The organism is Natronorubrum halophilum, assembly GCF_003670115.1.
Lineage (GTDB): Archaea > Halobacteriota > Halobacteria > Halobacteriales > Natrialbaceae > Natronorubrum > Natronorubrum halophilum.
In genome coordinates this window covers 116754-143318 of sequence record NZ_QQTY01000006.1, presented here as the reverse complement: position 1 = coordinate 143318, position 26565 = coordinate 116754, and the positions used below count along the sequence as shown (strand labels likewise).

General features: G+C 60.9%; 27 protein-coding genes and 1 pseudogene. 14 read left to right on the top strand and 14 right to left on the bottom strand.

The genetic code is table 11. The annotated features are described in order from the left end of the window. The first annotated feature begins 29 nt into the window (after nucleotides 1-29). Nucleotides 30-197, top strand: coding sequence for a hypothetical protein (locus DWB23_RS23300; protein WP_162989919.1), 168 nt, complete (start codon nucleotides 30-32; stop codon nucleotides 195-197). Next, on the top strand, nucleotides 194-772 hold the full coding sequence (locus DWB23_RS21765; RefSeq protein WP_121744879.1) for a hypothetical protein: 579 nt from the start codon (nucleotides 194-196) through the stop codon (nucleotides 770-772). Before DWB23_RS23300 ends, DWB23_RS21765 begins: the two co-directional genes overlap by 4 nt. Nucleotides 773-1198: 426 nt before the next feature. On the opposite strand, the gene DWB23_RS21760 is transcribed toward DWB23_RS21765, so the two are convergent. After that, the gene (locus tag DWB23_RS21760; RefSeq protein WP_121744878.1) at nucleotides 1199-1684 is read right to left on the bottom strand and encodes a hypothetical protein; all 486 of its coding nucleotides are present in this window, start codon (nucleotides 1682-1684) and stop codon (nucleotides 1199-1201) included. Nucleotides 1685-2144: 460 nt separating this feature from the next. Between DWB23_RS21760 and DWB23_RS24080 the strand changes: the two genes are divergently transcribed. Further along, nucleotides 2145-3101, top strand: a complete 957-nt coding sequence (locus DWB23_RS24080; protein ID WP_121744877.1) for an HNH endonuclease — start codon at nucleotides 2145-2147, stop codon at nucleotides 3099-3101. 9 nt (nucleotides 3102-3110) lie between these two features. Here DWB23_RS24080 and DWB23_RS21750 read toward each other — a convergent pair whose 3' ends face one another. After that, the gene (locus DWB23_RS21750) at nucleotides 3111-3407 is read right to left on the bottom strand and encodes a hypothetical protein (protein ID WP_238717548.1); all 297 of its coding nucleotides are present in this window, start codon (nucleotides 3405-3407) and stop codon (nucleotides 3111-3113) included. Nucleotides 3408-3682: 275 nt separating this feature from the next. Here DWB23_RS21750 and DWB23_RS21745 point away from each other — a divergent pair, with 275 nt between their 5' ends. Further along, entirely contained in the window at nucleotides 3683-3955 is a 273-nt protein-coding gene (locus DWB23_RS21745; protein WP_121744876.1) for a hypothetical protein, read from the top strand. 265 nt (nucleotides 3956-4220) lie between these two features. Then, entirely contained in the window at nucleotides 4221-4394 is a 174-nt protein-coding gene (locus DWB23_RS23290; protein WP_162989917.1) for a hypothetical protein, read from the top strand. A gap of 34 nt (nucleotides 4395-4428) precedes the next feature. Here the strand turns inward: DWB23_RS23290 and DWB23_RS23285 are convergent, their stop codons facing one another. Continuing rightward, complete coding sequence (locus tag DWB23_RS23285) at nucleotides 4429-4593, bottom strand: hypothetical protein (protein WP_162989916.1); 165 nt, start codon at nucleotides 4591-4593, stop codon at nucleotides 4429-4431. Further along, complete coding sequence (locus DWB23_RS23280; RefSeq protein ID WP_162989915.1) at nucleotides 4590-5138, bottom strand: hypothetical protein; 549 nt, start codon at nucleotides 5136-5138, stop codon at nucleotides 4590-4592. The genes DWB23_RS23285 and DWB23_RS23280 overlap by 4 nt, the downstream gene beginning before the upstream one ends. A 308-nt stretch (nucleotides 5139-5446) precedes the next feature. On the opposite strand from DWB23_RS23280, the gene DWB23_RS21740 reads away from it, so the two are divergent. The 3 genes from DWB23_RS21740 to DWB23_RS21730 all read left to right on the top strand — a co-directional run bounded on the left by DWB23_RS21740 (nucleotide 5447) and on the right by DWB23_RS21730 (nucleotide 7636). Beyond that, nucleotides 5447-6571 carry a tyrosine-type recombinase/integrase gene (locus DWB23_RS21740; RefSeq protein ID WP_394341764.1) on the top strand — a complete coding sequence of 375 codons (1125 nt, stop codon included), beginning with the start codon at nucleotides 5447-5449 and terminating at the stop codon, nucleotides 6569-6571. 233 nt (nucleotides 6572-6804) lie between these two features. Next, nucleotides 6805-7074 (top strand): hypothetical protein, encoded by a 270-nt coding sequence (locus tag DWB23_RS23635; protein ID WP_238717546.1) that lies wholly within the window; start codon nucleotides 6805-6807, stop codon nucleotides 7072-7074. Nucleotides 7075-7327: 253 nt separating this feature from the next. Continuing rightward, on the top strand, nucleotides 7328-7636 hold the full coding sequence (locus DWB23_RS21730; protein WP_121744875.1) for a hypothetical protein: 309 nt from the start codon (nucleotides 7328-7330) through the stop codon (nucleotides 7634-7636). Nucleotides 7637-7800: 164 nt separating this feature from the next. On the opposite strand, the gene DWB23_RS21725 is transcribed toward DWB23_RS21730, so the two are convergent. Together DWB23_RS21725 and DWB23_RS21720 are read right to left on the bottom strand one after the other, a co-directional pair. Then, complete coding sequence (locus DWB23_RS21725; protein ID WP_121744874.1) at nucleotides 7801-8073, bottom strand: HalOD1 output domain-containing protein; 273 nt, start codon at nucleotides 8071-8073, stop codon at nucleotides 7801-7803. 128 nt (nucleotides 8074-8201) lie between these two features. Continuing rightward, nucleotides 8202-8819 (bottom strand): annotated as a pseudogene (locus tag DWB23_RS21720) (IS6 family transposase). 105 nt (nucleotides 8820-8924) lie between these two features. Here DWB23_RS21720 and DWB23_RS21715 point away from each other — a divergent pair. Beyond that, a complete protein-coding gene (locus DWB23_RS21715; protein ID WP_121744873.1) occupies nucleotides 8925-10628 on the top strand; it encodes an amidohydrolase family protein in 1704 nt (567 codons plus the stop codon). 59 nt (nucleotides 10629-10687) lie between these two features. Here the strand turns inward: DWB23_RS21715 and DWB23_RS21710 are convergent, their stop codons facing one another. The 5 genes from DWB23_RS21710 to DWB23_RS21690 form a co-directional block, all read right to left on the bottom strand. After that, nucleotides 10688-11302 carry a YdcF family protein gene (locus tag DWB23_RS21710; RefSeq protein ID WP_121744872.1) on the bottom strand — a complete coding sequence of 205 codons (615 nt, stop codon included), beginning with the start codon at nucleotides 11300-11302 and terminating at the stop codon, nucleotides 10688-10690. Nucleotides 11303-11399: 97 nt separating this feature from the next. Next, nucleotides 11400-12134: a fumarylacetoacetate hydrolase family protein gene (locus DWB23_RS21705; protein ID WP_121744871.1), complete on the bottom strand. Its 735-nt coding sequence runs from the start codon at nucleotides 12132-12134 to the stop codon at nucleotides 11400-11402. Between the two features lie 323 nt (nucleotides 12135-12457). Then, nucleotides 12458-13243 carry an IclR family transcriptional regulator gene (locus tag DWB23_RS21700; RefSeq protein WP_121744870.1) on the bottom strand — a complete coding sequence of 262 codons (786 nt, stop codon included), beginning with the start codon at nucleotides 13241-13243 and terminating at the stop codon, nucleotides 12458-12460. Nucleotides 13244-13411: 168 nt separating this feature from the next. Continuing rightward, on the bottom strand, nucleotides 13412-14500 hold the full coding sequence (locus tag DWB23_RS21695; protein ID WP_121744869.1) for a Gfo/Idh/MocA family protein: 1089 nt from the start codon (nucleotides 14498-14500) through the stop codon (nucleotides 13412-13414). Between the two features lie 2 nt (nucleotides 14501-14502). After that, the gene (locus DWB23_RS21690) at nucleotides 14503-15483 is read right to left on the bottom strand and encodes an LLM class flavin-dependent oxidoreductase (protein WP_121744868.1); all 981 of its coding nucleotides are present in this window, start codon (nucleotides 15481-15483) and stop codon (nucleotides 14503-14505) included. Between the two features lie 887 nt (nucleotides 15484-16370). Between DWB23_RS21690 and DWB23_RS21680 the strand changes: the two genes are divergently transcribed. Both DWB23_RS21680 and DWB23_RS21675 read left to right on the top strand, forming a co-directional pair. Further along, the gene (locus tag DWB23_RS21680; protein ID WP_121744866.1) at nucleotides 16371-17582 is read left to right on the top strand and encodes an aminotransferase class V-fold PLP-dependent enzyme; all 1212 of its coding nucleotides are present in this window, start codon (nucleotides 16371-16373) and stop codon (nucleotides 17580-17582) included. 138 nt (nucleotides 17583-17720) lie between these two features. Then, nucleotides 17721-18563 (top strand): PIG-L deacetylase family protein, encoded by an 843-nt coding sequence (locus DWB23_RS21675; RefSeq protein WP_121744865.1) that lies wholly within the window; start codon nucleotides 17721-17723, stop codon nucleotides 18561-18563. Nucleotides 18564-18595: 32 nt separating this feature from the next. Here DWB23_RS21675 and DWB23_RS21670 read toward each other — a convergent pair whose 3' ends face one another. After that, the gene (locus DWB23_RS21670) at nucleotides 18596-19621 is read right to left on the bottom strand and encodes an NAD-dependent epimerase/dehydratase family protein (RefSeq protein ID WP_121744864.1); all 1026 of its coding nucleotides are present in this window, start codon (nucleotides 19619-19621) and stop codon (nucleotides 18596-18598) included. 107 nt (nucleotides 19622-19728) lie between these two features. Further along, a complete protein-coding gene (locus DWB23_RS21665) occupies nucleotides 19729-21099 on the bottom strand; it encodes a hypothetical protein (protein ID WP_121744863.1) in 1371 nt (456 codons plus the stop codon). 254 nt (nucleotides 21100-21353) lie between these two features. On the opposite strand from DWB23_RS21665, the gene DWB23_RS21660 reads away from it, so the two are divergent. The 3 genes from DWB23_RS21660 (at nucleotide 21354) to DWB23_RS21650 (ending at nucleotide 24981) form a co-directional block, all read left to right on the top strand. Then, nucleotides 21354-22826, top strand: a complete 1473-nt coding sequence (locus DWB23_RS21660) for an arylsulfatase (protein WP_162989913.1) — start codon at nucleotides 21354-21356, stop codon at nucleotides 22824-22826. 69 nt (nucleotides 22827-22895) lie between these two features. Beyond that, nucleotides 22896-23672, top strand: coding sequence for a sugar phosphate isomerase/epimerase family protein (locus DWB23_RS21655; protein ID WP_121744861.1), 777 nt, complete (start codon nucleotides 22896-22898; stop codon nucleotides 23670-23672). Between the two features lie 76 nt (nucleotides 23673-23748). Next, the gene (locus DWB23_RS21650) at nucleotides 23749-24981 is read left to right on the top strand and encodes a DegT/DnrJ/EryC1/StrS family aminotransferase (protein WP_121744860.1); all 1233 of its coding nucleotides are present in this window, start codon (nucleotides 23749-23751) and stop codon (nucleotides 24979-24981) included. Between the two features lie 407 nt (nucleotides 24982-25388). Here the strand turns inward: DWB23_RS21650 and DWB23_RS21645 are convergent, their stop codons facing one another. Next, nucleotides 25389-26477 carry an aryl-sulfate sulfotransferase gene (locus DWB23_RS21645; protein ID WP_162989912.1) on the bottom strand — a complete coding sequence of 363 codons (1089 nt, stop codon included), beginning with the start codon at nucleotides 26475-26477 and terminating at the stop codon, nucleotides 25389-25391. Between the last annotated feature and the right edge of the window lie 88 nt (nucleotides 26478-26565).

Here is a 26565-nt window from a genome sequence, read left to right as displayed (position 1 = left end):
GGCTCATGTGGCATACACGAGGTGACAGCATGAGTACAACGCGCGATAACAGTGAAGAGGAAACAGGACTGCCATCAGAGACAGAAGCGCTCATAGAGGCACTCCATCGGAAAACGAACTACCAAGTGAATCGGATCGACGAGCTCGAGCAGAAGATCGAGGATCTCGAGGCAGAACTGAAGGAGGCACGAGAATGAGTACAGAGGAAGATGAGTCACCATCCACGTCGGATATGGACGGTGTAACTAATAGTACTGTACAGGTATCGCATCTTGTGCCAGAGCACGTTCGTGAAGCCGCGAAAACCAATGCGGAGTACGGGGAACTCTCCGAGAAGGTTAGAGTGCTATACGAGACGGTTGCGTTTGGGGAAGAGATCGGGCAGAGAACGCAGATCGAGCGAGAGTTGCAGTCAGTCCGAGAAAAGAAGGACAAGAAGAGAGCCGAGATCCGAGAAGCGCAGGCCGAACTCGAGAACTTGGAGCGCAGAGAAGTGAGGCTGGAAGATCAGAAGAGCTCGCTCTCGTCGAAGGAAGATAAGTTCGAAGGGGCGATCGAGATGATCGAACAGCAGTTGTACGATGGAACTCATATCTTCCCAGAATTCGGTGCGGTCCAGAAAGCTGCTGGTCTCGCAGGATCGGAGCCAGAGCAAGTGATCCAGCGGCTTAAACAGCGAAACCCAGGAGTGCCAGACTACGCCTTCCAGAGTATGGCGGCGGCACGTCGACGATGGGAAGGATGTACAGAAGAAGAAGCACGGTCTGAATAGACCGCTAATACCCGACCCGTTTTAAAGAACGCCTCAAGAAACCCATCAGAGGTGTGTGCTGCGATCTGAAGATGTACATATACATCTTAGATGTACATGTACATCTACATTCTACACTACGTACGTTCGTAGTAGTAGTAGTGTAGTAGACTATCTACTACTACTACTACTGTACGTAGGATGTAGAGGTGCTACGGCACCTCTACGGTGTACATGTACATCCTATACATCTTGTTTTCGGCCTCTGTTCCACTCCTGGATCTGTCTTGGTGAGCCGCATCCAGAGGATATACATCTACATCTATATCTTCTCAAGCGGGGGTCCGAACAAGATCTACATCCTCAGAACCTTTCATTCCCAGAAGACTTACTAGATAACGTGTCGTGTCTTAACGTGGTGGCCACACCCACCATCAGAGATTGCCGTTACGACACCTCTTCACCAGCCCACTCCCACTCGGTCCTCCCGTCCGGGGGCTTTTCAACTCCCGGCATCGCCTTCAACGAGTCCCGTCCTTTGACGACGTTGCTCCAGAACGAGTCCTTGCTCTTGTAACGCACTTCCTCGAGATCGACGACCTCGAGGAAGTCTGATTTCTCGGCTGTCCCTTGCTCGCGAAGCAGCTCGGCCATCTTGATGATCGTTTCTTTCCGCCGCTTCGCGAGATCGCCACTTCCGGGGACGTCGATCGTGACGTTCTCGAGGTCGATATCCTGGCTGGGTTCTGGTTCCCGCTTGTCGATCACTGTTTCGGGCTCTCGAGACTGGGGCTCGTGGCTCTCGTGTGTCCCTCCAAGTGCGTCGCTGGCGGCTTCGATGAACTCCGGCCATGTGAGGCCGTGATCCTCTTTCACATCGCGTACGCGGTCAGCTACGTCGTCGTCGACCGTGATGTTGAACGTCGTGACCATTCCGGTGGTTAGTTAGTTACTTAGCCCGCTTCAATCTCCCCTAAGTAAGTTGGTTAGTTACTTACTTAGTAATCTCATGCCGCTAAGTTCGAGAATCGAGTCATTCACTTTGAAAAGACATTTCAGTGAATAATATATAAGAGAATATTGATGCCCAATCGACTAGCTGTACACTTCACGGCAAGGCGCGAAAACAAGGTCCAGACATGTCACGAGGTACAGGAGGGTGATAACGGCCTCCACCTCGTTAACGACCATAGTGAACAGGTGGGATACGTTCCGTATGACAAACTTCAATTCGTAGAGGGACTGGTAGACGAGTAACAATCTCTTAAAACGCGGTTTGTTTGGTTGTGGTACTTATCGCTGTTTCTGACATTAGAGTTTTAGTGGGACCGAGGGGGGCTCCAACAGGTAATGTAATATGTGGTGAATATGAATAGTGGTGTTAGTCCACTATATGCCATCCAGCGAGTGCCCCACCTGTGGTGAGGAATTCAAAAACGAGCATGGGGTGAAGATCCACCACGCTCGAGCTCACGGCGAAAGTATCGCAGGTGTGTCTGTAGAATGTGCTTGGTGTGGCGATGAATTCCAAGTAGATACCGCGGAAGCAAATGCACATAACTGGCATACGTGCACAGACGAATGCAATTCTAAGTACCGATCAGAGAATTACAAACGTGAGAACAATCCAAATTCCGGGAAGTGGTATACGGTTGAGTGCGATCATTGTGGGAGTGAATATGATGTACCAGAACACCGCAAGGGTAGATCGAGATTTTGTTCTACCGACTGCTATTACTCTTGGATGTCTGAAAATCAGAGCGGTGAAAAATCACATGCCTGGGAAGGCGGCTTAGAGGTCCTCGACTGCGCGTTCTGTGGCGACGAATATAGTGTATATCCCGCACGGAAAGACGAGTCTCGATTTTGCTCCTATAAGTGCTTAGGAAAGGCCCGCTCAGTGGAAAACACCGGGTCAAACAACCCGTCTTGGAAGGGTGGAAATGTTGTTCTTGAGTGTGAATACTGTGGTGACGAATACGAAACTTATCCTTCGAAGCGTGACTCGAGTCGATTCTGTTCGTACGACTGCTTAGACCTGTGGCGAGCTGAAAATATGACTGGGCAGGATAGCCCCTCTTGGCGAGGTGGTGGAAGAACACGGGAAGCAGTCAAAAAACAGCTTCATGGCCGTAGTTGGCGAACAATCAGAGAACAATCTCTTGGTGACTCTTGTGTGATCTGCGACCAACGGTCTGATCTCTGCCTTCATCATATAGTCCCCTTGATGGATGGCGGAACAAACGGCGAGTGGAACTTGATGACGCTTTGTAGAACTTGTCATACCCGGACAGAGCACTATACTCGTCAATTCAGCAATGTTGTACTGGTCGGCCAGTACCGCCCGTAGACGGCCCACTCATTCCCGCTCACCCGTCCGAACGTCGAGGTGCACCTCCGAGACCTCCGTGACGCCGACGCTCTCGAGGGCCGCGGTCTCGACGGCAGAGAGTCGCGGAACCGGGACGGCCGCGTAGTCCTCGAGTTCGTGGTATCGAATCACGCTGCCGTCTGCATCGACGTCGTAGTACCATTCCCAGCCGGTTTCTGGGTCCTGGCACCGGAGGACGCTATCGCTCTCGAGTTCGTCGAGTGGGTTGCTCTCGTCGCCGTGGGTCTGTTCGATCGCCGCTCGCGTGTGTGGTTGTACGCTCATGTCTATCTCTCCGATTCCGGCGGGCTCGAGTGCTCGAGCGTCCGGAATCACAGTTATATGTTACGTGTAACTTTGGTATAAGTATACTCCCGACAGGCGACATTCTCGGTGTAGCTCTTTCACCCACTGATTCTTGCCCGAAGCGATATTTCACACGACAGAGACGCCCTACACGGTCGGCTGTGGCGGCCGGCCAGGCGAGGACGATGGGAACCACGGTCCCCGTTCCCTTTCGCGCCGATGGATTCACGATTCCAGAGTCCCGACTATCGCGTATGCCCGAACCCCGAACCCAACGGTTTCGTGGTCGCTCCCCGCCCGGTCGCCCCGAGTGGACGGTCTCGACGGTCGCCCGGCGCTCGAGGAATCGCTCGGAACCGACGTCGTGTGCCGTCACGGAAGCGCCGGTCGAGCTCGAGGACTCGCACTATTTCGTGACGCTCACTCGAGAGACACCCGGCCGGTTCCAGCCCGAGGACTACGAACACCTGGTCGTCGCCGATGGCGCGCTCGACGAGCTGGATGACTGGCTCGAGGATAGCGAGTAGTTTCACTTTCACCGCATTTCCTCAATCGTTAACTGGACAGGCCTCTGAAAGGTGCGTGTATGAGAGACGATATATCAAAAAGAGAGTTCGACCGCCTCAAAAACAAGGTGGAAACGATGGAACGGGAAAAGGACGATCTCGAGCGGGAAGTAAACACGATGCAAAAAGAAGTGAGCGACCTCGAGCGGACGGTAGACAAACTGGAACGCGCATTTCGGTAGCGATCACCCGACGCTTTTTATCGGAAGCCGCGGCCAACGCGGATATGCGAACGCCACAAGAGGACCTACTTGTCATCGAGGCGCTTGTCGAATATCACGCCGACCGAATGGACGTCCAACCCGAACGGGCGGTCCGAGCGTGGGTGATCGCGACTGAGCTCGCTGCGATGCACGGCCTCGGGATTGAGGATGCACTTCGGCAGCGAACCGCGCTCTAATCGTATGGTTAATAAATGAGAACTGGCGGATAGTCTACTCGTCGTCTGAATCGGAGTCCCTTTTGGTCGTTACGTCGTCAGAACCAGTTTCATCGGGATCTGAGTTCTTGAATGTATCATTGTTACCAACATCATCAAGTGGTGGAGGGTCGTCGTTCTCTGAGGAACCGCTGTCTGAAGAATCGGAATTGTCTGTCATACTACAAGCAATGATATAGTTGCAACTATTAAAAAAACTAGCCCGATAGCGGAAGTGATAACGGCCCGGTTGAGGTCTTCAGACATACTCTCTGTCGACTGTACAAGGTTATTGAGTGCGTTAGCGTACAAATTGAGCGCCTTGGATAGATAGGTGCTTTCATCGTAATCGTACTCTGCTATGCGTCTGTAGAGTTTGCTTTCTGGCCCATTCTGCACCCTTTGTCGTTGCTGAATTTGGTAGGTCAATTTTGTCGAATATACGAGTGCGCTAATCCCTATAGCTAGGAGTATTATTGACACAAAATGAAATTGATCGAGATTAAATAAGGATGGGATTAGAGTGGCTAAAATTGTAGCTACAAGCCCATTGAACTGCACAACACGCCACGCTTTCCTCGAAATATCGTTCACCGAGATGAGTTGCTGATCAACTGTTCGGCGAGCGTCTGTGAGTGCTTGCCGTCGAGCTTGAAGTGTAGTTTCTTTCACACCAGGTTGCTCTGCTTTCGATTGCCCTTCTTCGTAGGTAGCTTCTTTCCCCATCTGTTGAATCAATGGTTAGTCTGAATCATTGTGTAACCCCCTGTTGCTGAAAGAACTCGACTAATCCCAAATCGATCCGTTCGTTCTCGAAATGCCCGTTTTCGGACGACTCACTTCTCGAGTCAAGTGGTGAGTTCCCAGAACTGTTTTGTATAGCGACATACAATATATAGAGTAGGGTTTTGTACGCTCGAGTACTCGAGACTGTCGAAATCTGCCGAATTAGGGTCTATTTTATTCACTTGTTTAAATACCAGTTTGACCAAGTAGATTTACGAGGGTCGAAGCTGTACCCCACAGTGAGGATCATGGATTCAGGAAATTCGGGGGATAGAACCAAATCTCGAGGTCGAAACCCCATGGGTACGACCGTCGAAGACATGGTTTCGCGCTACCTCGAGCACAAACTCGAGTCGGGTGGCAGCCGCTCGACGATGCAACCCGTCCTTGACGAGTTCGCTGAGTTCTGCAAAGGCGAGGGTGTCGAGTCAATCGGCGAGCTGACCTCGAGCGATGTCCGCGAATACGGGCTCGCTATCCTCCGCAGGAAATACACGAATAAAGAGATCGCCGGCTCGACGGCACACACCTACTTCGCGTACGTCCGTGCGTTCCTGTCGTTTTGCGTTCGCGATGAGGAACTGGATACGAACCCCGCGGCGACCGAGCGGGCCGAAGAGTTCCTCCCCGAAGACGAGCCGACCACAGAAACCCAGTTCTGGACGCCTGAACAACGGAAGCGACTGCTCGAGTACGCCGACGAACGCCTTCACATGGCCCGAAAGGAAACCATCGACGTCCCGCTCGAGCGCGCGTACCGTGACCGAACCGCTGTCGTACTCCTCGCGGAACTCGGCGTACGTGGCGCAGAGCTCTTTCGCGACAAGAACGATAGCGACCGGGACGGATTGCAGTGGAGCGACGTCGACCTCGATCGCGGCCGGATCACGGTCTTCGGGAAGTCTCGCAACCGCGAACCCGTCGGGCTTACCGAACGGGCTCACAACGCGCTCTCGAGGTTGCAGCGTGTCCACGAGCCGCCAACTGACGACTGGCCCGTGTTCCCGACCGATCACGCTGCCTCGAAGTACGCGGCCGTCGAGGACGCGACCGGCGAACGACCGGAACCGGGCAGCGATATCGACGCGATCTGCCGCGATCGCGAGGTCGCGCCGCCGTCGATCACCAAAGAGGCCGGTCGGCAGATCCTGAAACGACTCACGAACGAGGCGAGAATCGAACTCAAGGGCGACCAGGACTACCTGCAACCGCACGGCGCTCGACGCGCACTCGGCGCGGAACTGTACGAGAGCGGTCACTCTGAACTCGCACAGTCGGCACTGCGGCACAAGTCCATCGAGACTACGCACGAGGCGTATTCGGATATCAAAGCCGAGGATGTCGCCAAATCGATCGACGAAGTACGGAAGTAGCTACCAAGAAGAATACCCCACGCCCAACTCATAGGATACCTCTGAGAATCCCTCAAAGAAACTCTTTGAAAGAGGGGATAGATCACTTTTAATTGACCATTGAATTGGGCATCTCCTCTGGCAGTAAGTAGCGTTAGAGAGAGTTCACATGGGGCAACTCCGCGATTCGCCTTGGAACGATTCTTTGGATTTAATTGAGAGTCTGCGAGAACCCGTAATCGGGAGATGTGCCTATGAAACGCGCATTCACACTCGCACTGACGGTGACAGTAATCGGCAGCCTCACGGTCATGGGCTTCGCTGGAACGGCAGCAGCCAGCGGAACCGCCTCTGCGACCGCTGTCGTAGATCAAGATCAGACCGTCGAGCAAAGTAACACCGCTACCGTGAATCAGCAGGTTGAGCAACAGGCTGATCAACAGGCTGAAAGCGGCGATTCCGGCATCGATATCGAGATCGACCTCGACCTCAACGGCGACAGGGATGTTGGCGGTAGAGGGTAATCGCAGTCGTAAGCTTCCTCGCCCTAAACAGTAATTCCGAATATCAATTATTCGAGACGGTCCCGCTGAAACAGCATGTCCTCGGCGGTGAGTCCGTGCGTCGACGCGAGCTCGTCGGCAAGCACCCACGCTCGAGCAGATCCCCGCGCTATACAAGCAGGTCGTCAGCGATGCCGTTGCTCCGTATCGCGACGATCGTCTCAAGGAGAAAAACGAGCACGCACTGAACGAGTGGCGCGAGGAGTTACGCGCTGTGATCCGCGAGCACGTCGACGAGGCTGGCTTTCCAGAGCATGTCGACGACCTTGAGGCCTGGATTGAAGCGTGGAATACCCGACTCGAGGAGATCGAACCCGTGGTGTCCGACCTCAGAGAGCGAACGGAAGAGGGATTCTACGATAAGTGGGTCAGCGCAGTCGAGACGATGCTCGATCAAACCGAGTGGCCTGTCGTCACCGTCCCTGAAGGCGAGGGCATGTTCCCTGAGGATCCACTGTTCGACAGCGACCGCTCGTATCCAGAGCACGTTGTTCGAGTGCAGCGTCACCAGAACGGGGAGTAGTAGGCGATCGCGACTCGAGCGCCGCTCGCGAGCGCTCGTTTCTATTTCTGGTTCTCATCTCGATATCATATGGCACTTTGAAATCCAATTCTTCAGATGTGTTTTTGCGTGAAACACACGCTCACGACAGATGCGAACTGACCGTGGATCCAATACAGACCATCTCAATCGCAACTGATAATCAGCGTATTTCCGTTAATCTGAATCTTGTACTCATCAACGATAAATGAAATAGAGAGCGTGCTACAACCAGTGACGAGCGTATCAAGGGATTCAGGATCAATGTGATCGTAAAGTGTGGTATCCAGTTGTACCGAAAGAGCAACGGATTCAACGTCTTCCAGGCAAGCGATAGCGTCAATGACGGCCTCGCTCGGGGCAATGTACGACCAGTCATACTGGCTCTGAATTGACTCATACCCATCTGATCCACCCATGCATTCCTATGATATCACACTCAAGTATATGTATTGTGATGTCATGGGACACACCTCAAGTATGGATGATACTCAGCACTTGTTCAATCTATTGCCTCTACTTACGGTCGTGTTTAGTTTGTAGCATTCTACCAGACGGCGAAAGCTTGGAGCCACGATTCTGCGGTTGATGGTCTGACGTGACTAAAACAGTTTGAGAGCGAAGAGGTACGTCGTTTTACCTCTCGAAAGACACATTCAACAGCGTTCCGATTTCCATGTTTTCGTATCGAAATCGGAGCCCATATCGGCGGAGTGCTGTCTGGAGATGCTGTGCTCCGTCGACGAGAAACACAGCGTCTTCGACATCGTGTTTCTCGGTTAATTCTCGCAAAAAGCGTTCAGTCAATGCGGTCATAGTCGTTGAAAACAGCCGTATGGAGAATTCTATTCGTTTCAGGATCGACTGCAGCGTACAGCCAATACTGATGATCATCGATTCGAATCACGGTTTCGTTTAGCGCAATGTGATTCGGAGTCGCGTCAGTTGCTGGCTGTAGATCGGCTTTCTGTACCCAATCGTGAACAGCCTTGCGCGATCGCTCGACACCGAGCTTCTCGAGTTCTCGAACGGTATTCGAAAGCGATAATCCAGCAAGATGGAGTCGAATACCGAGCTCCATCAGTCGACGCGGTGTCCGTTCTCGCTCCACAAAACTCAAATCGATCCAGTCGCTACAATCGTTGAGGCGGTCGATTTTTGCCATAGACCAGCATACAATCGTACCGCCTCACTTTTCACGCTTAACTAAACACGGCCCCGGGCACGCACACAACGTATAAATGCCCTACGTCCGTCGATACCGTACGACATGATAGACTGCCACTTCCACGTATGGACGCAGGACGTATCCACGCCGGAGAAGCGCGCACAGCGTGCTGAACAGTTCCGCCGGGAGGCAGAGGTGCTCGGTATCGACCGAACCTGCCTCATCGGCGAACTCGGCGACAGCGTCGAGGAGTGTCGCGAGAACAATCTCGCGGTGGCGGCGTTCGTCGACGAACACCCCGATCTCTTCTACGGCTGGGCGCGCGTCGATCCCGCGTGGGGAGATGCCGCGGTCGAAGAGTTCAGGCGCGCCGTCGAGGAGGACGGCCTCGTCGGCCTCAAACACCACTTTCTCGGGACGGAGATCAACATCACCGATCCCGTCTTCTTCCCACTCGCCGAGGCGGCCGTCGAGTTGGACGTGCCCGTCATCGCGCACGTCATGCAGAACGAAGAGCCCTACCCGACCGAACGCCCTAGCGAAGCGCGCTCGGAGGACGTGGTAGAACTCGCGAATCGGTATCCGGATCTGAAACTTATCTCGGCCCACATCAGCGCCGGCGGCAACTGGGAGTATCGCATCAAGAATATCGCCGACCACGAAAACGTCTACCTCGACATCAGTGGCAGCAACTGCGAAGTCGGACAGATCGAGATGGCGGTCGACTACCTCGGCGTCGGTCGGTTGCTGTTCGGGACGGATACGTGGCTCTCCGTCTGTGCGGGCAAACTCGACGGTGCCGACCTGCCCGCCGAGGAAAAGGCGGCGATCGCGTACAACTTCGAGTCCCTGCTCCGCGACGGCGTCGCAAACCGCCTCGAGCCCGACGAACTCGAGGCACGGATCAAACGCTCGAGGCGGCGCTTCGAGTCGCTCGAGGAACCCCGTGAGGAGACGATCGTCGACGCGAACGCGTACGTGGGCCGGTGGCCGTTCCATCCGTTCGACGCGTCGGCCGAAGGACTCCTCGAGACGATGGATCGGAAGGGCGTCGACAAGGCGGTCGTCTCCTCGCTGGGATCGGTGTTCTACCGCGATCCACAGCACGGGAACCAGGAGCTCGCACGCGATATCGAGGGTCACAAGGAACGGCTGATTCCGTTCGCGACGATCGATCCGACGTTCCCCGGGTGGGAGGACGATCTTCGCCACTGCGTTCGAGACCTCGGCATGCGGGGAGTGCGGCTGCTGCCTGCGTACCACGATTACGAGATCGACGCGCCCGAAGCCGAGAAACTGCTTCGCGCGTGTGCCGACCTCGATGTCCCGGCAATGCTCGTGCCGGCGCTCGAGGACCAGCGCGGCCGTCACCCGCGCATCTTCCTTCGACACTTCGAGGGGATCGGGCAGGCGACCCACTGGCGGGGGAACGAGGGCAAGATCGACGACGTGATCGACCTCCTCCTCGCGGTTCCCGAGGCGGACGTCATCGTCGCGGGTGCGTGGGCCGACGGCGCCCGCATCATCAGGGAGACGACGACCGTCGACCGGCGAGACGTCTGGCTCAACAACGCGATCCGAACCGGCGAGACGCTGCTCGTCATCGACGACCTGTTCTGCTACTGGACGCAGACGCAGGGTCGACGGATCGTCGACGAGATCGGCATCGACCACCTCGTGATGGGACCCCAGCTTCCGTTCAAAGTGTTCGAATCCTACTACAACTACACGCAACACCTCCCGGTGGGCGAGGCGGAGAAGGACCGTGTCCGCAGCGAGAACGTGCTGGCGCTACTCGAGTCGTAATCGGAGAAACGCGGATCGATGGCCTTCTGGACAGGGCGCTGGGTCGGGTCGATAGCCGATTACAGCGAGACCGTTCTCGCCGCGTCGTAGTTGTCGTGGTGCGTTATCAGTCGCTGACAGATCGCCGCGATGTCGCCGGGTTCGATCCCGGCGAAGAATTCGCGCATGCGACGCAGCCGTCGTTTTTCGTAGACCGTCTCGCCGGGTCGATCCGCGTCGTACTGCGCCGACGCGTCGATATCGTACCGCGGTCCGAAACACTGAGTGAAAACGAATCGCGCTCGCGCGGCGTGATAGTCCAAACTGACGAGCCGGACCGTCTCGACCTCTTGATCCAGTTCCTCGACGAGCGATCGCGTGAAGTAGCCGTTACCGATGGTGTCGACCGCCTGGGGCTCGAGATGGATCCGGTCCGGGTCAACGTCCGACTTAACGGCCCGCTCGCGCATGAGTTCACACTCGGCCCGCGGGACGTTCGGATTCGTCTGTGCCCCAGAGAGCACGAGCAGCCGCGAGTCGGTCTGCCGGAGCGCGTTGATGCCGACGTCCACGCGACCGTAGAGTTCGTCGTATCCGTCGGCAAGACCGGGCCGACACCGAGGACTACTACGACTATATGCGTGGTAGCGAAACGCGAACGATAAGCCTGGCGGCCCCGCAGTCGGCCCGGACACGAGTCGCTTCCGGCGTCGTTACTTCGTCTTTCGCGCCACCGCTTCACCTCGACGTGCGTCGCACCCCGCCAACTCCGACAACCGCGTTCGCGCGCGCTTACGGCTCGACGACGGGATTCTCGAGCGTGCCGACGCCCTCGAACTCGACCTCGACGACGTCGCCGTCGCGCAGCGGCCCCGGTCCGAACGGCGTCCCGCTGGCGATGATGTCGCCCGGTTCGAGCGTGATGAGTTCCGTAACGTCGGCGACGAGTTCGGCGACGGAGAAGATCATCATGTCCCGCGTCGTCTCCTGTTTCATCTCGCCGTTGAGTCGGAGCTCGAGGCGCGCGTCGTCTGGAACTTCGTTGGGGGACGCGATGACGGGACCGACGGGGAGCGATGCGTCGAACGCTTTCCCTCGGACCCAGTTTCGTTCGTCTTGCTGATCGTCGCGGTTCGAGATGTCGTTGACGCACGTAAAACCCTCGACGACGTCCATTGCCTCGGCCTCGGAGACGTCGCGACACTGCTCGCCGATGACGATGCCGAACTCCGCTTCGAACTCGACTTCCTCCCGTCCCGGCGGCAGTTCGATCGCCTCGTCGTGGGCAACGACGCAGTTCGGGGTCTTGAGGAACAGTTCGGGTCGCTCCGGCAGGTCGTCGAAGCCGGACTCCTCGCGGTGGTCCATGTAGCCCCCCGCCTGACAGACGATCTTCGTGGGTTCGCTCGGCGGCAAGATCGTGATTGCTGCGGCGTCGTACTCTCGGTAACCGGTATTGATACGTCCGTCGCTCCACGTTCCAGTCCGGACGTGTCCGGACGGATCTCTAAATCGAACGGTGTGCATCCTCTGTGTGCTCGCGCTATCTGATTAATGGTCTTTCGGTTCGGTAGCCGTTCGCACGGACCCGTCCTCGCAGAGTAGACGAACGACGACAAGAGCTCTTCGCCGTCACCTGCGCGACCCGGCCGGGGCCGAGTGTTTACCACTGGGAAACACGATGGCCTCTGAGATTACACACATACGTCTGTAATGCAGGAGCGAAGGATCCGGACTCGTCACCGCGAGATGTCGTCGAGCGCCGGAGCATCGTACTCCCGTCCGTACCCGCTACACGACACGACGCATGCCGCCGTATAGCACGCGTAAACTGCTCGCCCGTCGAACCGCTACGCCAGCGACGTGAGATTGATCTCGACGATGTTCACGCTCCGCATGATCATTTCCGGGAGTTCCCGCTGGAATCGTTCCTGGTCGAGCCGACTCGAGGGGCCGATGATGCTCAGCGCGCCGAGAACGGTGTCGTCTTGATTCCTGATCGGCGCGCCGACGCCGACCAGACCGTGGATCGTCTCCTGTTCGTTGAAGGCGATTCCGTGCTCTCGCACCTCCTCGAGTTGGTCGAAGAGGTTGGATTTCTCGGTGATTGTGTGTCTGGTCACCGGGCTGAGGCCGCGCGCTTCGATGATCTCTTCGGCGCGTTCTTTCGGGAGGTGGGCCAGGATCGCCTTGCCGACGGCCGTGTGGTGCAGTTCGCTCCGATGGCCGACGTAGAGCGGTGTATTCACGGCCTGGTCGCCGTAGGCGACGTATAGGCAGACGCCGATGCCATGTTCTTCCACCGTAAACAGCGTCATCTCGCCGCTTTGCTCGGCTAGTTTGTCGACTTCGGCCCGGGCCAACTCGAGCACCGGAACGCGAGATTTGGCGTAGTGGGCGACGTCGATGAACCGGAGGCCGAGGGAGTACGTGTCGTCTTCATCCTTGACGACGTAGTCGTTCGAGCGCAGCGTCGCGAGGTGGTTGTAGACCGTTCCCTTGGTGACGCCGATTTCGTTGGCGATCTCGGTGACGCCGGCGCCGCCTCGCTCCTGCAGGACGTCGAAGATGTCCAGCGTCGTCTGTACTGCCTGAATTCGTTTGGCGTCGTCCGGGGGGTCGAACGGGGTAGGCATGGTTATGGTATGGATACTCATACCAGATAAATGTTTAGGTGTGGTAAACGCTTCGGGTCGATCGGAACGCGACTCGGACGAAGCAGAGACGCGCGGCTCGTTACACACCTGAACCGAAACAGATCGAAGACAGCTGAAAAGGGACGAGCGGCTATCTGATGGCGCCGCTCACCGGAGGACCTCCGGGACGCGACCGGCGTCCCGAACGTCGATCCACTCGCCGGCGTCGGCCGACTCGTACGCCGCGTCAAGCACTCGTAGCACCGTTAGCGCGTCGGACAGGTCGGCAGGGACATCGACGGAATCATCGTCGCAAGCGTCCAGAAACTGCCGCGCGAAGTCGAGACCGAAGCCGCCGCCGTAGCCTGGCGTGAGGTCGTATTCGTACGTGAGGTACCGACGAGGCGTGCTCGCGTGCGCCTCGCGGCAGGACTCGATCTCGACGGTCGTCTCGTCGTCGAAGCCGAAGTAGTCTCCCATCGGATCCCACGTCGTCCGGCCGTCGGTGCCGGTGATCGAGAGCGCCGTGTCGTACCGACCCTCCCACAGGTAGTAACCACACTGGAGCGTCCCGAGGGCGCCGGAGGCCAGTTCGAACTGCAGGACGGCGCCGTCCTCGACGTCGACGCCGTCGACCCCGTAGGTCAGACTCGCGTTCACGCGAACGATCGGGTCCTCGAGGATCCACGGCAGGAGGTCGATCCAGTGGATGCCGAGCCACTGGGCGATGCCGCCCCGACTCGCGCGCTCGTCGAAGAGGTAGTGGTCGCTGTCCCGGTAGGCCAGTTGGGAGGCCAGAAAGCGCGCCTCGACGGCTCGAACGTCCCCGAAGAAGCCGGCCGCTGCGCGCTCTCGAAGCTCCCGCGAGGCAGGGTGACCCCGCCATGTGTATGAGACGCCGACCGTCGCGTCGGCGTCCTCGACGGTCGCCGCGAGCGACTCGAGGTCGGCCGCGGTTCGGCCGGCCGGTTTCTCCGTGTAGACGTCGATCCCGTGGTCGACGGCGGCCTCGACGACGCCCGGCGCGTCCCGGTTGGGCAGCGTGATCCAGACGGCGTCCGGCGCTTCGGCGTCGAGCAGCATCGTCGGATCGCGGTAGATCGGGACGTCGCCGAGTCCGTCCACCGCGTCGGCGTCGAACCGGCAGTCCGGTTCGCACGCACACGTGACAGCGACGGGGAGTTCACCGAGGGTCGCGAGGTAGGGTTCGGTGTGGTGATGGTTCAATCCGATGTATCCGACTGTTCGTTCGGTCATGGTCAGCTGAAAGCGGGGATAACCTCGTCCCCGAAGCGCTCAAGGCACTCGAGCGTAGTCTCCTGCGGTTGTCCGGGGAACTGGACGCGGACAACGACGTGATCGACGCCGAGGTCGCGGTAGGTTCGAAGCCGCTCGATGCACTCGTCCGGAGAGCCGAGGACGAACTTCTCCGCCAACTCGTCGTAGTCCACTTCGACTTCGTGTTCGTCCATGTACGTTTGCCCCCATCGGGCGTACATCCGGTACAGTTCAAGCAGGTACGGCTCGATCGTGTCCCGGGCTTCCTTGTACGAGTCCGCGACGAAACAGTCTCGCATCAAGATGACGTCGTTTTCCGAGCGGTCCATCCCGAACTCCTCTATGGCGTCCTCGTAGACGCCGATCTGGCGCTCGAGGTTCTCGGTCGTCGACGACGCGCTCGCGATCCAGGCGTCGCCGCGGTAGGCCGCCCGCTTGATGGCGATGTCGGCGTGGCCGCCGATCCAGACCGGCATCCCGTTCGCTGGGCGCGGACTAATGAAGACGTCGTCGAACGACCAGTGATCGCCGTCGTGGGTGACCGACTCCTCCGTCCACAGTCGCTTGAGCAGCGCCAGCGACTCCATGAACATCGGCACGCGGTCTTCCATCGAGACGCCGAAGGGCGTCAGCTCGCGCTCGCGGTAGCCGATCGCCGCGCCGAACCGCATCCGGCCGTTCGAGAGCCGATCGACCATCACGACCTTCTCGGCGAGGTGGAGCGGGTTGTAGAGCGCCGGCAGCATCGCCATCGTCGCGAGTTCGAGCCGATCGGTCTGCGCCGCGAGGGCGGCGAGCGTTGTCAGCGGCTCCGCCACCCCGTCGTCGTGGACGTGGCGCTCGCCGATCGAGACCGAATCGAAGCCGACCGACTCCGCGAGTTCGACCTGCTCGTACAGATTCGTCACCTCGAAATCGCCATCGGGCGTGTAGTACTGGTTCAGAAAGACGCCGAACTTCATCGTCGCTCACCCGCGTTCGAGACTCGAGCGGGCCGCGACTCGACGACGCCGATCGCGACCGTCGTCCGCGGGGGTTCATGTTCCGGCGCGTCGGCGCCGGATGTGGCTGATCTAGGAGCGTGCATTCGTCCCTTCGATAGTGGCGATAGGTTATAATTGTGCGGGACGGTGACGGTTCACTTACCAGTCGACGGCGATCGGACTCGAGAAGTCGATTACCGCGGACCTGGGACACTCGCGCCCGGCGGCAGCACAGCTAACTGGGTAGCGGCGGCGTACGACGTATGAAGGTTGTACCATCGCAGCGGGATCGCTGTCGGTCGAGGACGCCCTGGCGGTCGCCGCCGACGCCGACTACCGCGGCGTCGAGCTCTGGGGGCGAGACAACGTCGGCGATCGATCACCGCGGACCTGCGACGAGATTCGCGCGGCGGCCAACCGGCGCGGATTCGAGATTCCGGTGTACGGCTCGTACCTGCGCGTCGGGACGGCGGACTACGAGGAGTCGGTCGAGGGGGGACTCAAGGTCGCGAGTCGCCTCGGCGCGCCCTCGTCGACCGCGATCGTTTCCTCGGCCGCCTCGAACTCTTCGCCTTCCGCGCGGACCGCGTACTCACCCGGTTCGACCGACGTCCCGGAACACCCGCGTCCACGATCGTTCCGTCCTCGGCCGCGTCGTCGCTGCTCTCTGAACACCCGGCCGCGAGCGTGACAGCCATTGTCGTTCCAAGGATGAATCTCCGTCTCCGCAGTGCTGGCGGTGCCATGACTCGAGCGTCACAAGCAGTCCCTAAGTAGGTTTGGAAACCGATACCGATCGGGACGCCGTTCCGGTCCCTACCACATCCTTTATCGCTCACCGGCCGAATGCGGTTCACGTGACACAGATGCCTGAACAGGACTCCATCTACGACGAACTGGGCGTTCCGCGAGTCATCAACGCGGCGAGCACGAAGACGCGAATCGGCGGCAGTCTCATCCGACCGGAAGCGGTCGAGGCGATGGCTCGAGCCGCGGAGTCGTTCGTTCGCATTTCCGACCTCCAGCGCCGCGCCAGCGAGGTCATCTCGGACGTGACGGGCGCCGAAGCGGGCTACGTCGCGAGCGGCGCGGCGGCGTGTCTGACGCTCGGGACCGCCGCGTGTATCGCCCGGGACGACCTGGGGACGATGAGCCGGCTCCCCCACGCCCCGGAAGCGCCGAACGAGGTCATCATGCCCCGGACGCACCGCAACGGCTACGATCACGCAATTCGCCTCGCGGGCGCTCGGATCGTCGACGTCGGAAACAACGACAACCATCTCGGCACTGGCTCGGTGAACACGGAGCTGTGGGAGATCGAGGACGCGATCACCGAGGACACGGCCGCGATCGCCTACATGCAGAAGTCGTACTCCCAGCCCGAACTATCGGACGTCGCCGATGTCGCCCACGAACACGACGTGCCAGTGATCGTCGACGCCGCCGCCGAACTCCCGCCCAAGCGCAACCTCACGCGCTTCATCGACGAGGGCGCCGATCTGGTCGTCTTCAGCGGTGGGAAGGCCATCCGTGGCCCCCAGTCGTCGGGCATCCTCGCGGGCAAGCAGGACCTGATCGAGTCTGCGGCCCTCCAGCACCTCGACATGCACGTCGCGGAATCGGTGTGGGAACCCCCGCAGGACGTGATCGACCTCGAGGGGTACGCAGGCGTCCCCCGGCAGGGCGTCGGTCGGCCGCTCAAGGTCGGCAAGGAGGAGATCGTCGGACTCATTCGCGCGCTCGAACTGTTCGTTGAGGAGGACCACGAGGCGTGCGTCGCGGAGTGGACGGAGCGAACCGACCGCATCGCCGCCGAACTGCGCGAGGAGTCCGGCCTGTCTATCACCGTCACCGAGGGGGAAAAGACGGCCGTCGCGCCGGAGGTGTTCGTCCGCATCGATCCGGAGACGGCGGGAATCGACGCGACGACCCTCGTCGGGCAGCTCCGCAAGGAGAACCCCCGGATCTTCGTTGGTCCCGACAACCTCCACGAGTCTGCGTTCACCGTGAACCCGATGTGTCTCACGGACGACGAGGCCGACTACGTCGTCGAGCGCATCCGATCGTACCTCGAGTGAACGGCCACCTCTTGGTTCGCTGAACCCGGGCGATTCGGGACGCCGGTTCCGGTGTCGTCACCGTCTCGACGAACCCACGCTGCGTCGTCAGGGCGAAACACCTATGACCGATTCGGAAAAAAGAGTGGACGACGACCCATGCCAACATTTGACGTTAGGGTACCCGACGGACCGCTCAACGTGCTCGTCATCGGCGCCCACATCGACGACTGCGAGATCACCTTCGGCGGAACCGCGCGCAAGTACGCCGACCTCGGCCACAACGTCCGCTTCGTCTCGATGACGAACGGCGAGGCCGGCCACCACGAGATCGGCGGGATCGAACTCACCCGCAGGCGTCAGGCCGAGGGACGGAGAGCCGCCGAGATCCTCGGCGTCGAGTACACGTTCCTCGACACCCACGAGGGCGAACTCAGGCCGAGCATCGAGAACCGAAACAAGGTGATTCGGCTCATCCGCGAGTTCAAGGCCGATCTGATACTAACGCACCGACCGAACGACTACCATCCCGACCACCGGTACACTTCCGACCTGGTACAAGACTCTGCATACATGGTTACGGTCCCGAACATCTGCACGAACACGCCCCACATCACCTACAACCCCGTCATCTGCTACCTCCACGACGACTTCCAGAAACCGTATCCGTTCAATCCCGACGTCGTCGTCGACATCGACGACGTGGTCGAGACGAAACTCGACGCGATCCACGAACACGACTCCCAGATGTACGAGTGGCTCCCATACAACGTCGGAAAACTCGAAGAAGTGCCGGAAGACGACGACGAACGCCGCGAGTGGCTGGCCGAGGACCGACTCCCCGGATTCGCGGCCGTCGCCGACCGCCACCGCGACGCGCTCGTCGAGCGCTATGGCGAGGAGCGCGGATCGGAGGTTCGGTATGCCGAGGCCTTCGAACACTGCGAGTACGGCGGCCAACTCACCGACGAGAACCGAGATATCCTCTTCCCGATCGAGTGATCGCGACGCGTTGAACGCCGTCTACGGCGCGATCACGAATCACGTCCGCGCCCGTCGATCGAACGGACGCCGTGGGCACACAGTTCGAGGAGTCGCTCCTCCGTCTCCCGACTGGGTCCGTGCCGGCTCCCGTCGGGTTCGGTCTCGAGGTGGTGCTCGACGGCGGTCTCGATTCCCGCCTCGAGCGGCGTCGACTTCCAGCCCAGCGCGGCGAGCCGCTCGGTCGAGACAACGTACGGGAACGGGCGACAGAGGCTGAAGTTCTTGGGGAAGAGGTCGATCGTCGCCAACTCCCGAGGCGAGGGCCGAACGATCGTCACGGACGTCTCGAGCGCCGTCGCAATGTGTTCGATCAGTCGATCGAACTGGCACTGCTCACGGTTCGCGACGTTGTACGCTTCGCCCGGCGTCCCCTCCTCGGCGAGGACGGTGATCGCTCGAGCGGCGTCTTCCGCGTACCCGAGGTGCATCGGCATCCAGTACTCGTCGCCCGGAACGACGATCCGGTCGTAGCGCCGCACGCGGTCGATCCAGTAGTCGAGTCGCTGCGTCGGATCGTGCGGCCCGTATATCGCGGTCGGGCGGACGCTAATGGCGTTCACCCCGTCGTCGGCCGCCTCGAAGAGGATTCGATCGCACTCGGCCTTCCGGGCGCCGTAGCTCTCCCACGAATCGTCGGTCGCCTGCTCGGGCGTACACGACTCGAGGGGCGTCTCGTCCTCCCGGATCGGAACGGCCGTCGAGAGCCGATAGGCGCTCGTACTCGAGACGAACAGGTAGGCATCGACGTCGGCGAAGATATCGACGGCCGCGCGGACGTCGGCGGGGTGAAAGCCCGCGAAGTCGACGACGACGTCGGGATCGACGGCGTCGTACGCCGCCCGCAGGTCCGCCTCGTTCCGTCGGTCGCCCTCGACGTGGTCGACGTCGGATTCGGCGAACGGAATTTCGCTGTTCCCGCGGGTGAACAGCGTCACGTCGTCACCGCGCTCGAGAAACTCGCGGACGGTGAATCGACCCATGAACCGGGCGCCGCCGATAGTCAGTACCGTGGCCATACCCACTCACTCGAGGCGACGAGCATAAAATCGACCGGTCGACGGGACGAAGATGGGAACGGAGACGGGAACGATGTCGCCGTCGGTGTTCGGTCGCGTGCGGTCGATCAGAACCGGTTTTGGAGCGGGTGCCGGGCCTGCGCCGGCGGACAGTCGCCGTGCTCGCTCAGGTTCGTCACCGCGACGTCGCTGTCGCCGTCGGTCACGACCTGCTCGCCGGTGACGTCGATCCTGGCGTTCCGGATCGTTCCGGTCGCGTTCTCGAGCGTGACACCGTCGCGGTCGGCGCCCGACTGTGCCAGACAGAGATTCTGGATCGCGACGGCGCTGTCGGTGAGTTCCAGCGCCGTCCCCCCGCTGGCGTCGCCGGTGATGCTCGTGTTCTTCATCGCGATGTCGGCCGTCCCGTTGGTGAGGTCGACGGCCTGGTTGCCGTCGGCGTTCATCTCGAACCGGCAGTTGCGCATCGCTACCGCACCGTCGTGTCCGGCGTAATCGAGGACGCCGTAGCTGCTCTCGTGGTTGCAGCGCACGTCGATGTTCCTGAGTTCGCCCCCGAACTCGCTCCACAGCCACACCGCGCGGGCGGTGACCGCTCCCCAGGTGTCGTACTCGGGGATGTAGCCGTCGAGGACGACGGTGCAGTTCTTCGCGTAGCTGCCGGGCGTCCCGAGACGGATCGAGGAGACGTTGTTGTTCTCGAAGTAGCAGTTCTCGACGCCGACCGAGCCGTTCCCGTTCCCGCCGGGACCGGAGGCGTAGATCGCGTTGTCGGCCAACCCCTTGAACGAGCACCGCTTGAACAGCAGGTCACCCGCGTGGTCGGGGAACACCCAGGCGCCCGTCTCGCGGCCGTACCCCATCGAGCCGTCCGGTACGTGGAAGTTCTCGATCAGGCCGGTGCCGTCCGGTTCGACGATGCCCGGACCGATCTTGACCGTCCCCCACGTGTCCGCGAGCCCTTCGTAGACGATGTCGCGCACCACCAGGTCGTTCTGGACCAGGTACGACATCCCGACGTTCGTCTCCGCGGCGGTCTGATCAATCCGGAAGTTCTCGACGCGAACGCCGTCACCCCAGAGGGCGAGGACGAACGTCTCCACGCCCTCTGCCGGCCGAAGCGTCACGTCCCCCTGGCCGACGAGTGCGACGTCGAACACGTACTCCTCGGGCGTTCCATCCGGATCGAACGAGGCCGCGGTGCCAGCGCCGTTTCGGTGGAAGCCGCCCTCCTCAAGGTAGTACTCGCCCTCGGGGAAGATCACCTTCGTGTCGTTTTGCACCGCCTCGTCGAGGACGTCGTCGATCGGTTCCTCACCGGTCGGGTCGGCGCCGAAGTCGTCGACGAGGTTCACGACGGTGCCGTACTCGTCGCTCGCGGCGACCGATCCGGTTACGCCGAGTCCAAGCCCGACGACCGCCGTCCCGGCGGCAGCGGTGCGCAGGACGGACCGCCGCGTTGGCAGGTTTCGCCCCACGGGACTCGCATCTGCATTCGCTTCACTCGTTCGGGTTCGGTATCGTTCACTCTCACTGTCGCGTGATTCTCGAGGCATGCTATCAATCACCACTACTGGGTACTCCGATAAAACTGTAACTACACATGTACTCTCGTTATAAGCTCGATGGCGGACCGGTTTTCTCGGGAAAGAGACCGTCTGCGGCGCCGATACGTGTGCCTCGAGAGTCGGGGAAGGGATAGACATTTGTGATCGGAACGGAAGGTATGGGTATGCCGAGTCGACCGAACATCCTGTTCATCATGACCGACCAGCACCGCGGCGACTGCCTCGGTGTGGACCCGGACTCGCCGACCGACGACGACGACCGCCCGCTCGTCCACACGCCGAACATCGACAGCTTCGTCGAGGACGGCGCGCTGTTCACCCGCGCCTACACCCCCGCACCGTCGTGCATCCCGGCTCGCCGGTCGCTGTTGACGGGCCAGACGCCGTCGACGAACGGGGCGCCGGGCTGGGTGACGACGCCGTGGGACTTCGACGACACGCTGCCGAGCGTGCTCCGCGACGCGGGCTACCAGACGAAACTCACCGGAAAGATTCACTCTATCCCGATCCGCAGCCACGTCGGCTTCGAGAGCCTGGACCAGCATGAGGCGCTCTTTGCCCACCCCGACGACGACTACACGCGCTGGCTCGAGCAGGAGAGCGACGGCCTGTTCGACGAACTCTCCCACGGCCTCGGCCGGAACTCGTGGGACCCCCGACCGTGGCACGTCGACGAACACTACCACCCGACGAACTGGACGACCGACCGCGCGCTCGACTTCCTCGACCAGCGCGACGAGATGCGGCCGTTCTTCCTCAACCTCTCGTACGTCCGCCCGCACACCCCGTTCGATCCACCCCAAGCGTACTGGGACATGTACGTCGACCGCGAGATCCCGGCGCCGTCCATCGGCGAGTGGGCCGACGACGTCTACGGCGAGAAAATCCCCGACTATCCGCCTGTCGACGCCTGGGTCGCCGACCTGCCGCCGACGATCGTTCGTCGCGCGCGAGCCGCCTACTACGGCCTCATCACGCACATCGACCACCAGTTGAAACGCGTCTTCGACAAGTTGCAGATGATCGGCGAACTCGAGAACACGTTCGTCATGTTCATCTCGGATCACGGCGAGATGCTCGGCGACCACTACCTCTGGCGGAAGACCTACGCCTACGAGGGCTCTGCGCGGGTTCCGATGGTGCTGCGACTCCCCGAGTCGATGGACCTGCCGCGAAAACAGCTCGTCGACCGGCCGGTCGGCCTCGAGGACGTCATGCCGACGCTGCTGTCGGTCGCGGACGTCCCCGTCCCCGAGACTGTCGAGGGGAGCGACCTGCTCGAGTTGGTTCGCGACCCCGACCGGGACGACTGGCGGGAGTGGTACCACGGCGAGCACGCCGCCGGGAGCTACGACCCGGAGAATGGCTGTCAGTACGTCGTCGACGGCCGACACAAGTTCGTCTGGAATCCGGCGACCGGCGAGGAGTTGCTGTTCGACCTCGAGGAGGACCCCAACGAACTGTACGATCGCACCGACGACGAGGCGTACGCGGACGTCCTTAAGCGGGGACGAACCGCAATGGTCGACCGACTCTCGAATCGTCCCGAGGGGTTCGTCGAGGACGGGGCGCTCACCACGACGACGGCCGGCTCGGACGACGTCGGCGATTCGGACGACTGTGCCTCGAGCAGCTAACTGCGGTTCCGATTCCCGACTCCTGTTTCGAGCAAAAGGGTTTTAGCCGCGTTCTGAGTTACTCGACGTGTGTTACGGACTGCCATCCAGCTGTTCACGCTGAAAGACGTCGACGAGTCGACGCCGGAGCTGATCGCCCGCGTCGGCGAGACCGAGTTCGAGGGCGTCGAGTTCTACGACGCGCACTTCGACGAGTTCTACGACGGTGCCGTGAGTCGGACGCGGGACGCGCTCGAGGACGCCGGGCTCGCGGTCGCCGGCGCCCACGTCGACATCGACCGGCTCGAGACGGAACTCGACGACCTCGTCGGACACTGCCTGGCCGTCGGTTGTTCGACACTCGTCGTCCCCACCTACGAGCCAGAGGCGTTCGCGACCGTCGAGGGAATCGAGTCCGCGGCCGACCGCATCGGCGACGCGGCGGCCGAACTCGCCGAGTACGACATTGACCTGCTCTACCACAACCACACATTCGAGTTCGCGGACGTCGATGGCAGGGTCGCCTTCGAACGGTTCGTCGACCGCGCGGACGGCCGGTTCGGGTTCGAACCCGACGTCGGCCTCGCGAAACACGCCGGCTACGATCCGCTCGCTCTCCTCGAGGCCGTCGACGGTCAGGCCCCTGTCGTCCACCTCACCGACTCTATCCCGTCGGATCCGGCCGCCCTGCACGCCGACGTCGGGAAGGGCGCCGTCAACATCGAGGCCTGCACGTCCGCCACCGCGGCCGCCGGCACCGAGTGGTTTGTCTGCGAGAACGGCCGCACCGACGACGGACTGAAATCGCTCGAGTACGGGAGCGCCGTGTTCGCCGACGTTCGCGACCGCGTAGTCGACTCGTCGTGAGTTGCTAATCGGTAGCGACTGTGAGACAAGTACGCACAGACTTATCGTCTCGGACGCGAAGCACTCGAGCAAGAGCATGCCAGAGTTAGCCATCAACGGCGGACCGGCAGCAGCGGAGGCACTGAAACTCCCCGAGTGGCCGCGACTGACCGAGACGAGCAGGCAGTACGTAACGGAGTCACTCGAGAGCGGACGCTGGTGTCGGACCACCGGCGGCGAGTTCTGCGATCGACTCGAGGAGGCGTTCGCCGCGTACCACGACGTGGAGACCGCGATCGCCGTGAGCAACGGCACGACCGCGATCGAACTCGCGTTGCGGGCCTGCGGCGTCCAACCGGGCGACGAGGTCGTCGTCCCGTCGTACTCGTTCATCGCCAGCGCGAGCGCGGTTCCCTGCGTCGGCGCGGTGCCGCGGTTCGTCGACACCGACCCCGAGACGTACAATATCGATCTGGACCACCTCGAGGAAGTGATCACGGACCGGACGGTCGGCGTCGTCGGCGTCCACTTCGCCGGCTACACGATGGATATGGATCGACTCCTCCCCATTATCGAGGAGCACGACCTGTTCCTGATCGAGGACGCGGCCCACGCGCAGGGGTCGGAATGGCGAGGTGAAAAGGTCGGCACGTTCGGCGACTTCGGCACGTTCTCCTTCCAGGAGTCGAAGTCCCTGCCCAGCGGCGAGGGCGGCATCGTGACGACCGACGACACGGTGTTGGCCGACCGCGCCCGCACGATGGCCAACATCGGCCGCCGGCAGGGGACGGTCGACTACTACCACCACTTCCTGGCGTCGAACCGCCGCCTCTCGGAACTGCAGGCCGCGCTGGCGCTGGCTCAACTCGAGAAACTCGACGACGAGAACCGGATCCGCGAACGGAACGAGGAGGTCCTGCTCGCCGAACTCGAGTCGATCGACGGCATCGCGACGAAGCCGCGAGACGACCGAATCACGGCTCGCGGCTACTGCATCGAGAATTTCCGGTACGACGCCGACGCGTTCGGCGGTCTCCACCGGGATCGGTTCATCGAGGCGCTCGTCGCGGAGAGCGTTCCGGTGAGCGAGGGGTATCAACTGCCCCTCTACAGACAGCCGGCGTTCTACCGCAACGAGGTGGCTCGCTTCCTCCCGCGGGGAACCGAGGTTCCGGACTATCCCAACCTCCACCTCCCCGGTACGGAAGAAATCTGCCGGACCAACGTCACCTACAGCCACAAACTGCTGCTCGCCGACGAAGCGGGGATTCGCTCGGTGGCCGAAGCCGTTCGCAAGATTCGGGCGAACGTCGACGAACTACTCGAGTGAGAACGCAGAATCGGCGGTGATCCGTGGTTCGCCTCGGTCCGATCAGAACCACATGCGGTGGCGCGCGCTGGACCGTGACGAGCGACCAGCGAGTCTCGGGCCAACGATCGTGCGAGGTCTTCGCGAGCCTCGCGAGCGAAGGCTTGGAAGACGCGAAGCGTCTTCCTGTGGATGAGCGAGTGAGAGCGCGGCGCGTTGCGGCGAGGCGAACGGCCAGTGGCCGTGAGCCTGAAGCGAACGGAGCGAATCGGCTGGGGAGGAGGTGAAAATCACAGCCGCCAGCGACTGCAGGACGCTCGTCTTCGCCGTCGATGGGCGTTGGACTCGAGGTTCCGTTCACCGTGTGACTCGTCGTCTCGAGAGAGACCGAGACTGGTTCCGACTGAACGCTAACCGACGAGCCCGTATCAGAGCGACTCGAGCAGCGGTTCGACGTACTCGGGCGAGTACCGCTGACACCGGTAGATAGTCCCCATCGATCCCGATTCGCCGAACGGACTGACGAAGTCCCAGACGACCTCGCCGTCGGGCGTCACCTCGAACAGGTGGGTCTTTCCGCCCTCGCAGATGAGCGTGTTTCCGTTGGGCAGGCGACGCGCGCCGGAGATGTACTTGCTGAAGAACTCCTCTTTCGGCGAGCCGGTGTACTCCCAGACGATTTCCTCGGTCAGCGGATCGAGTTCGAGCACCCGCGAGTAGCCGCGCTCGGTCCCGTTGTCGAAGACGAGCACGTTGCCGTTCTCGAGGACGTGCGGGAGGTGCTGGCCGTCGAGTTCGCCGGGCCCCCACGCCCAGACGATCTCGCCGCTCGGGTAGTCGATGACGCCGATGACGTCCACGCTCCGGTAGGAGAAGACGATGTTCCCGGGCTCGAAGCGAACGGGGCCGTCGCCCTCGAGTTCTCTTCGGTAGGTCTCGTTCTCGGGGATGACCTGGAGCGTGTTGTTGTGCGCCCAGTCGAACGGGAACTCGGACTCGATGCGGTCGCGAACGTACGCCCAGTCCTCCGCGGGGAGCAGGTCGCCCAGTTCCTCGAAGTGCTCGTCGCCGCGCCACTCCCAGTGGATCTCCTTCTCGCGATCGATCTCGAGGACGTAGGAGTTGCGCTTGAGTTCGGGACTGATCTCGGGCACCATGTAGTCCGAGATGGTGTGCAACAGCAGGTTGCCGTTCTCGAGGACCGCGTAATCGTGGTCGATCCGGCAGTGGTACGACCAGACGACCTCACCGTCGGGCGTAAGCTCCCGCAGGCCGGCCCGCGAGAGGTCGGATCGATCGCGCGTCGGGTAGAGGAGGTTGCCGTTCGGCAGGAGGGTGCAGAACGACTGGACCGCCGTGTCGACGCGCCACTCGTGGACCGGCTCGCCGTCCATATCGATGAGGTAGATCTTCCCCGTTCCGTCGGGCGCCTCTTCCGGGAATTGGTATGTTTCACAGAGGAGCGTGTACCCCTCGTCGGTCGCGTTGGGATCGTGGATGGTTACACCTGTCGACATAATCGCGTGTTCGGCTACCCGGTTGTCACCGGGATAAGTTAACTGTACCCACAACGGGTCGAAGACGATCACCGCTCGAGCCAGTCGG

Excerpts from the sequence above, each read along its gene's own strand:
- DWB23_RS23300 (WP_162989919.1), top strand. The coding sequence starts at position 30 with ATGAGTACAACGCGCGATAACAGTGAAGAGGAAACAGGACTGCCATCA.
- DWB23_RS21765 (WP_121744879.1), top strand. The coding sequence starts at position 194 with ATGAGTACAGAGGAAGATGAGTCACCATCCACGTCGGATATGGACGGT.
- DWB23_RS21760 (WP_121744878.1), bottom strand. The coding sequence starts at position 1,684 with ATGGTCACGACGTTCAACATCACGGTCGACGACGACGTAGCTGACCGC.
- DWB23_RS24080 (WP_121744877.1), top strand. The coding sequence starts at position 2,145 with ATGCCATCCAGCGAGTGCCCCACCTGTGGTGAGGAATTCAAAAACGAG.
- DWB23_RS21750 (WP_238717548.1), bottom strand. The coding sequence starts at position 3,407 with ATGAGCGTACAACCACACACGCGAGCGGCGATCGAACAGACCCACGGC.
- DWB23_RS21745 (WP_121744876.1), top strand. The coding sequence starts at position 3,683 with ATGCCCGAACCCCGAACCCAACGGTTTCGTGGTCGCTCCCCGCCCGGT.
- DWB23_RS23290 (WP_162989917.1), top strand. The coding sequence starts at position 4,221 with ATGCGAACGCCACAAGAGGACCTACTTGTCATCGAGGCGCTTGTCGAA.
- DWB23_RS23285 (WP_162989916.1), bottom strand. The coding sequence starts at position 4,593 with ATGACAGACAATTCCGATTCTTCAGACAGCGGTTCCTCAGAGAACGAC.
- DWB23_RS23280 (WP_162989915.1), bottom strand. The coding sequence starts at position 5,138 with ATGGGGAAAGAAGCTACCTACGAAGAAGGGCAATCGAAAGCAGAGCAA.
- DWB23_RS21740 (WP_394341764.1), top strand. The coding sequence starts at position 5,447 with ATGGATTCAGGAAATTCGGGGGATAGAACCAAATCTCGAGGTCGAAAC.
- DWB23_RS23635 (WP_238717546.1), top strand. The coding sequence starts at position 6,805 with ATGAAACGCGCATTCACACTCGCACTGACGGTGACAGTAATCGGCAGC.
- DWB23_RS21725 (WP_121744874.1), bottom strand. The coding sequence starts at position 8,073 with ATGGGTGGATCAGATGGGTATGAGTCAATTCAGAGCCAGTATGACTGG.
- DWB23_RS21715 (WP_121744873.1), top strand. The coding sequence starts at position 8,925 with ATGATAGACTGCCACTTCCACGTATGGACGCAGGACGTATCCACGCCG.
- DWB23_RS21705 (WP_121744871.1), bottom strand. The coding sequence starts at position 12,134 with ATGCACACCGTTCGATTTAGAGATCCGTCCGGACACGTCCGGACTGGA.
- DWB23_RS21700 (WP_121744870.1), bottom strand. The coding sequence starts at position 13,243 with ATGCCTACCCCGTTCGACCCCCCGGACGACGCCAAACGAATTCAGGCA.
- DWB23_RS21695 (WP_121744869.1), bottom strand. The coding sequence starts at position 14,500 with ATGACCGAACGAACAGTCGGATACATCGGATTGAACCATCACCACACC.
- DWB23_RS21690 (WP_121744868.1), bottom strand. The coding sequence starts at position 15,483 with ATGAAGTTCGGCGTCTTTCTGAACCAGTACTACACGCCCGATGGCGAT.
- DWB23_RS21680 (WP_121744866.1), top strand. The coding sequence starts at position 16,371 with ATGCCTGAACAGGACTCCATCTACGACGAACTGGGCGTTCCGCGAGTC.
- DWB23_RS21675 (WP_121744865.1), top strand. The coding sequence starts at position 17,721 with ATGCCAACATTTGACGTTAGGGTACCCGACGGACCGCTCAACGTGCTC.
- DWB23_RS21670 (WP_121744864.1), bottom strand. The coding sequence starts at position 19,621 with ATGGCCACGGTACTGACTATCGGCGGCGCCCGGTTCATGGGTCGATTC.
- DWB23_RS21660 (WP_162989913.1), top strand. The coding sequence starts at position 21,354 with ATGCCGAGTCGACCGAACATCCTGTTCATCATGACCGACCAGCACCGC.
- DWB23_RS21650 (WP_121744860.1), top strand. The coding sequence starts at position 23,749 with ATGCCAGAGTTAGCCATCAACGGCGGACCGGCAGCAGCGGAGGCACTG.
- DWB23_RS21645 (WP_162989912.1), bottom strand. The coding sequence starts at position 26,477 with ATGTCGACAGGTGTAACCATCCACGATCCCAACGCGACCGACGAGGGG.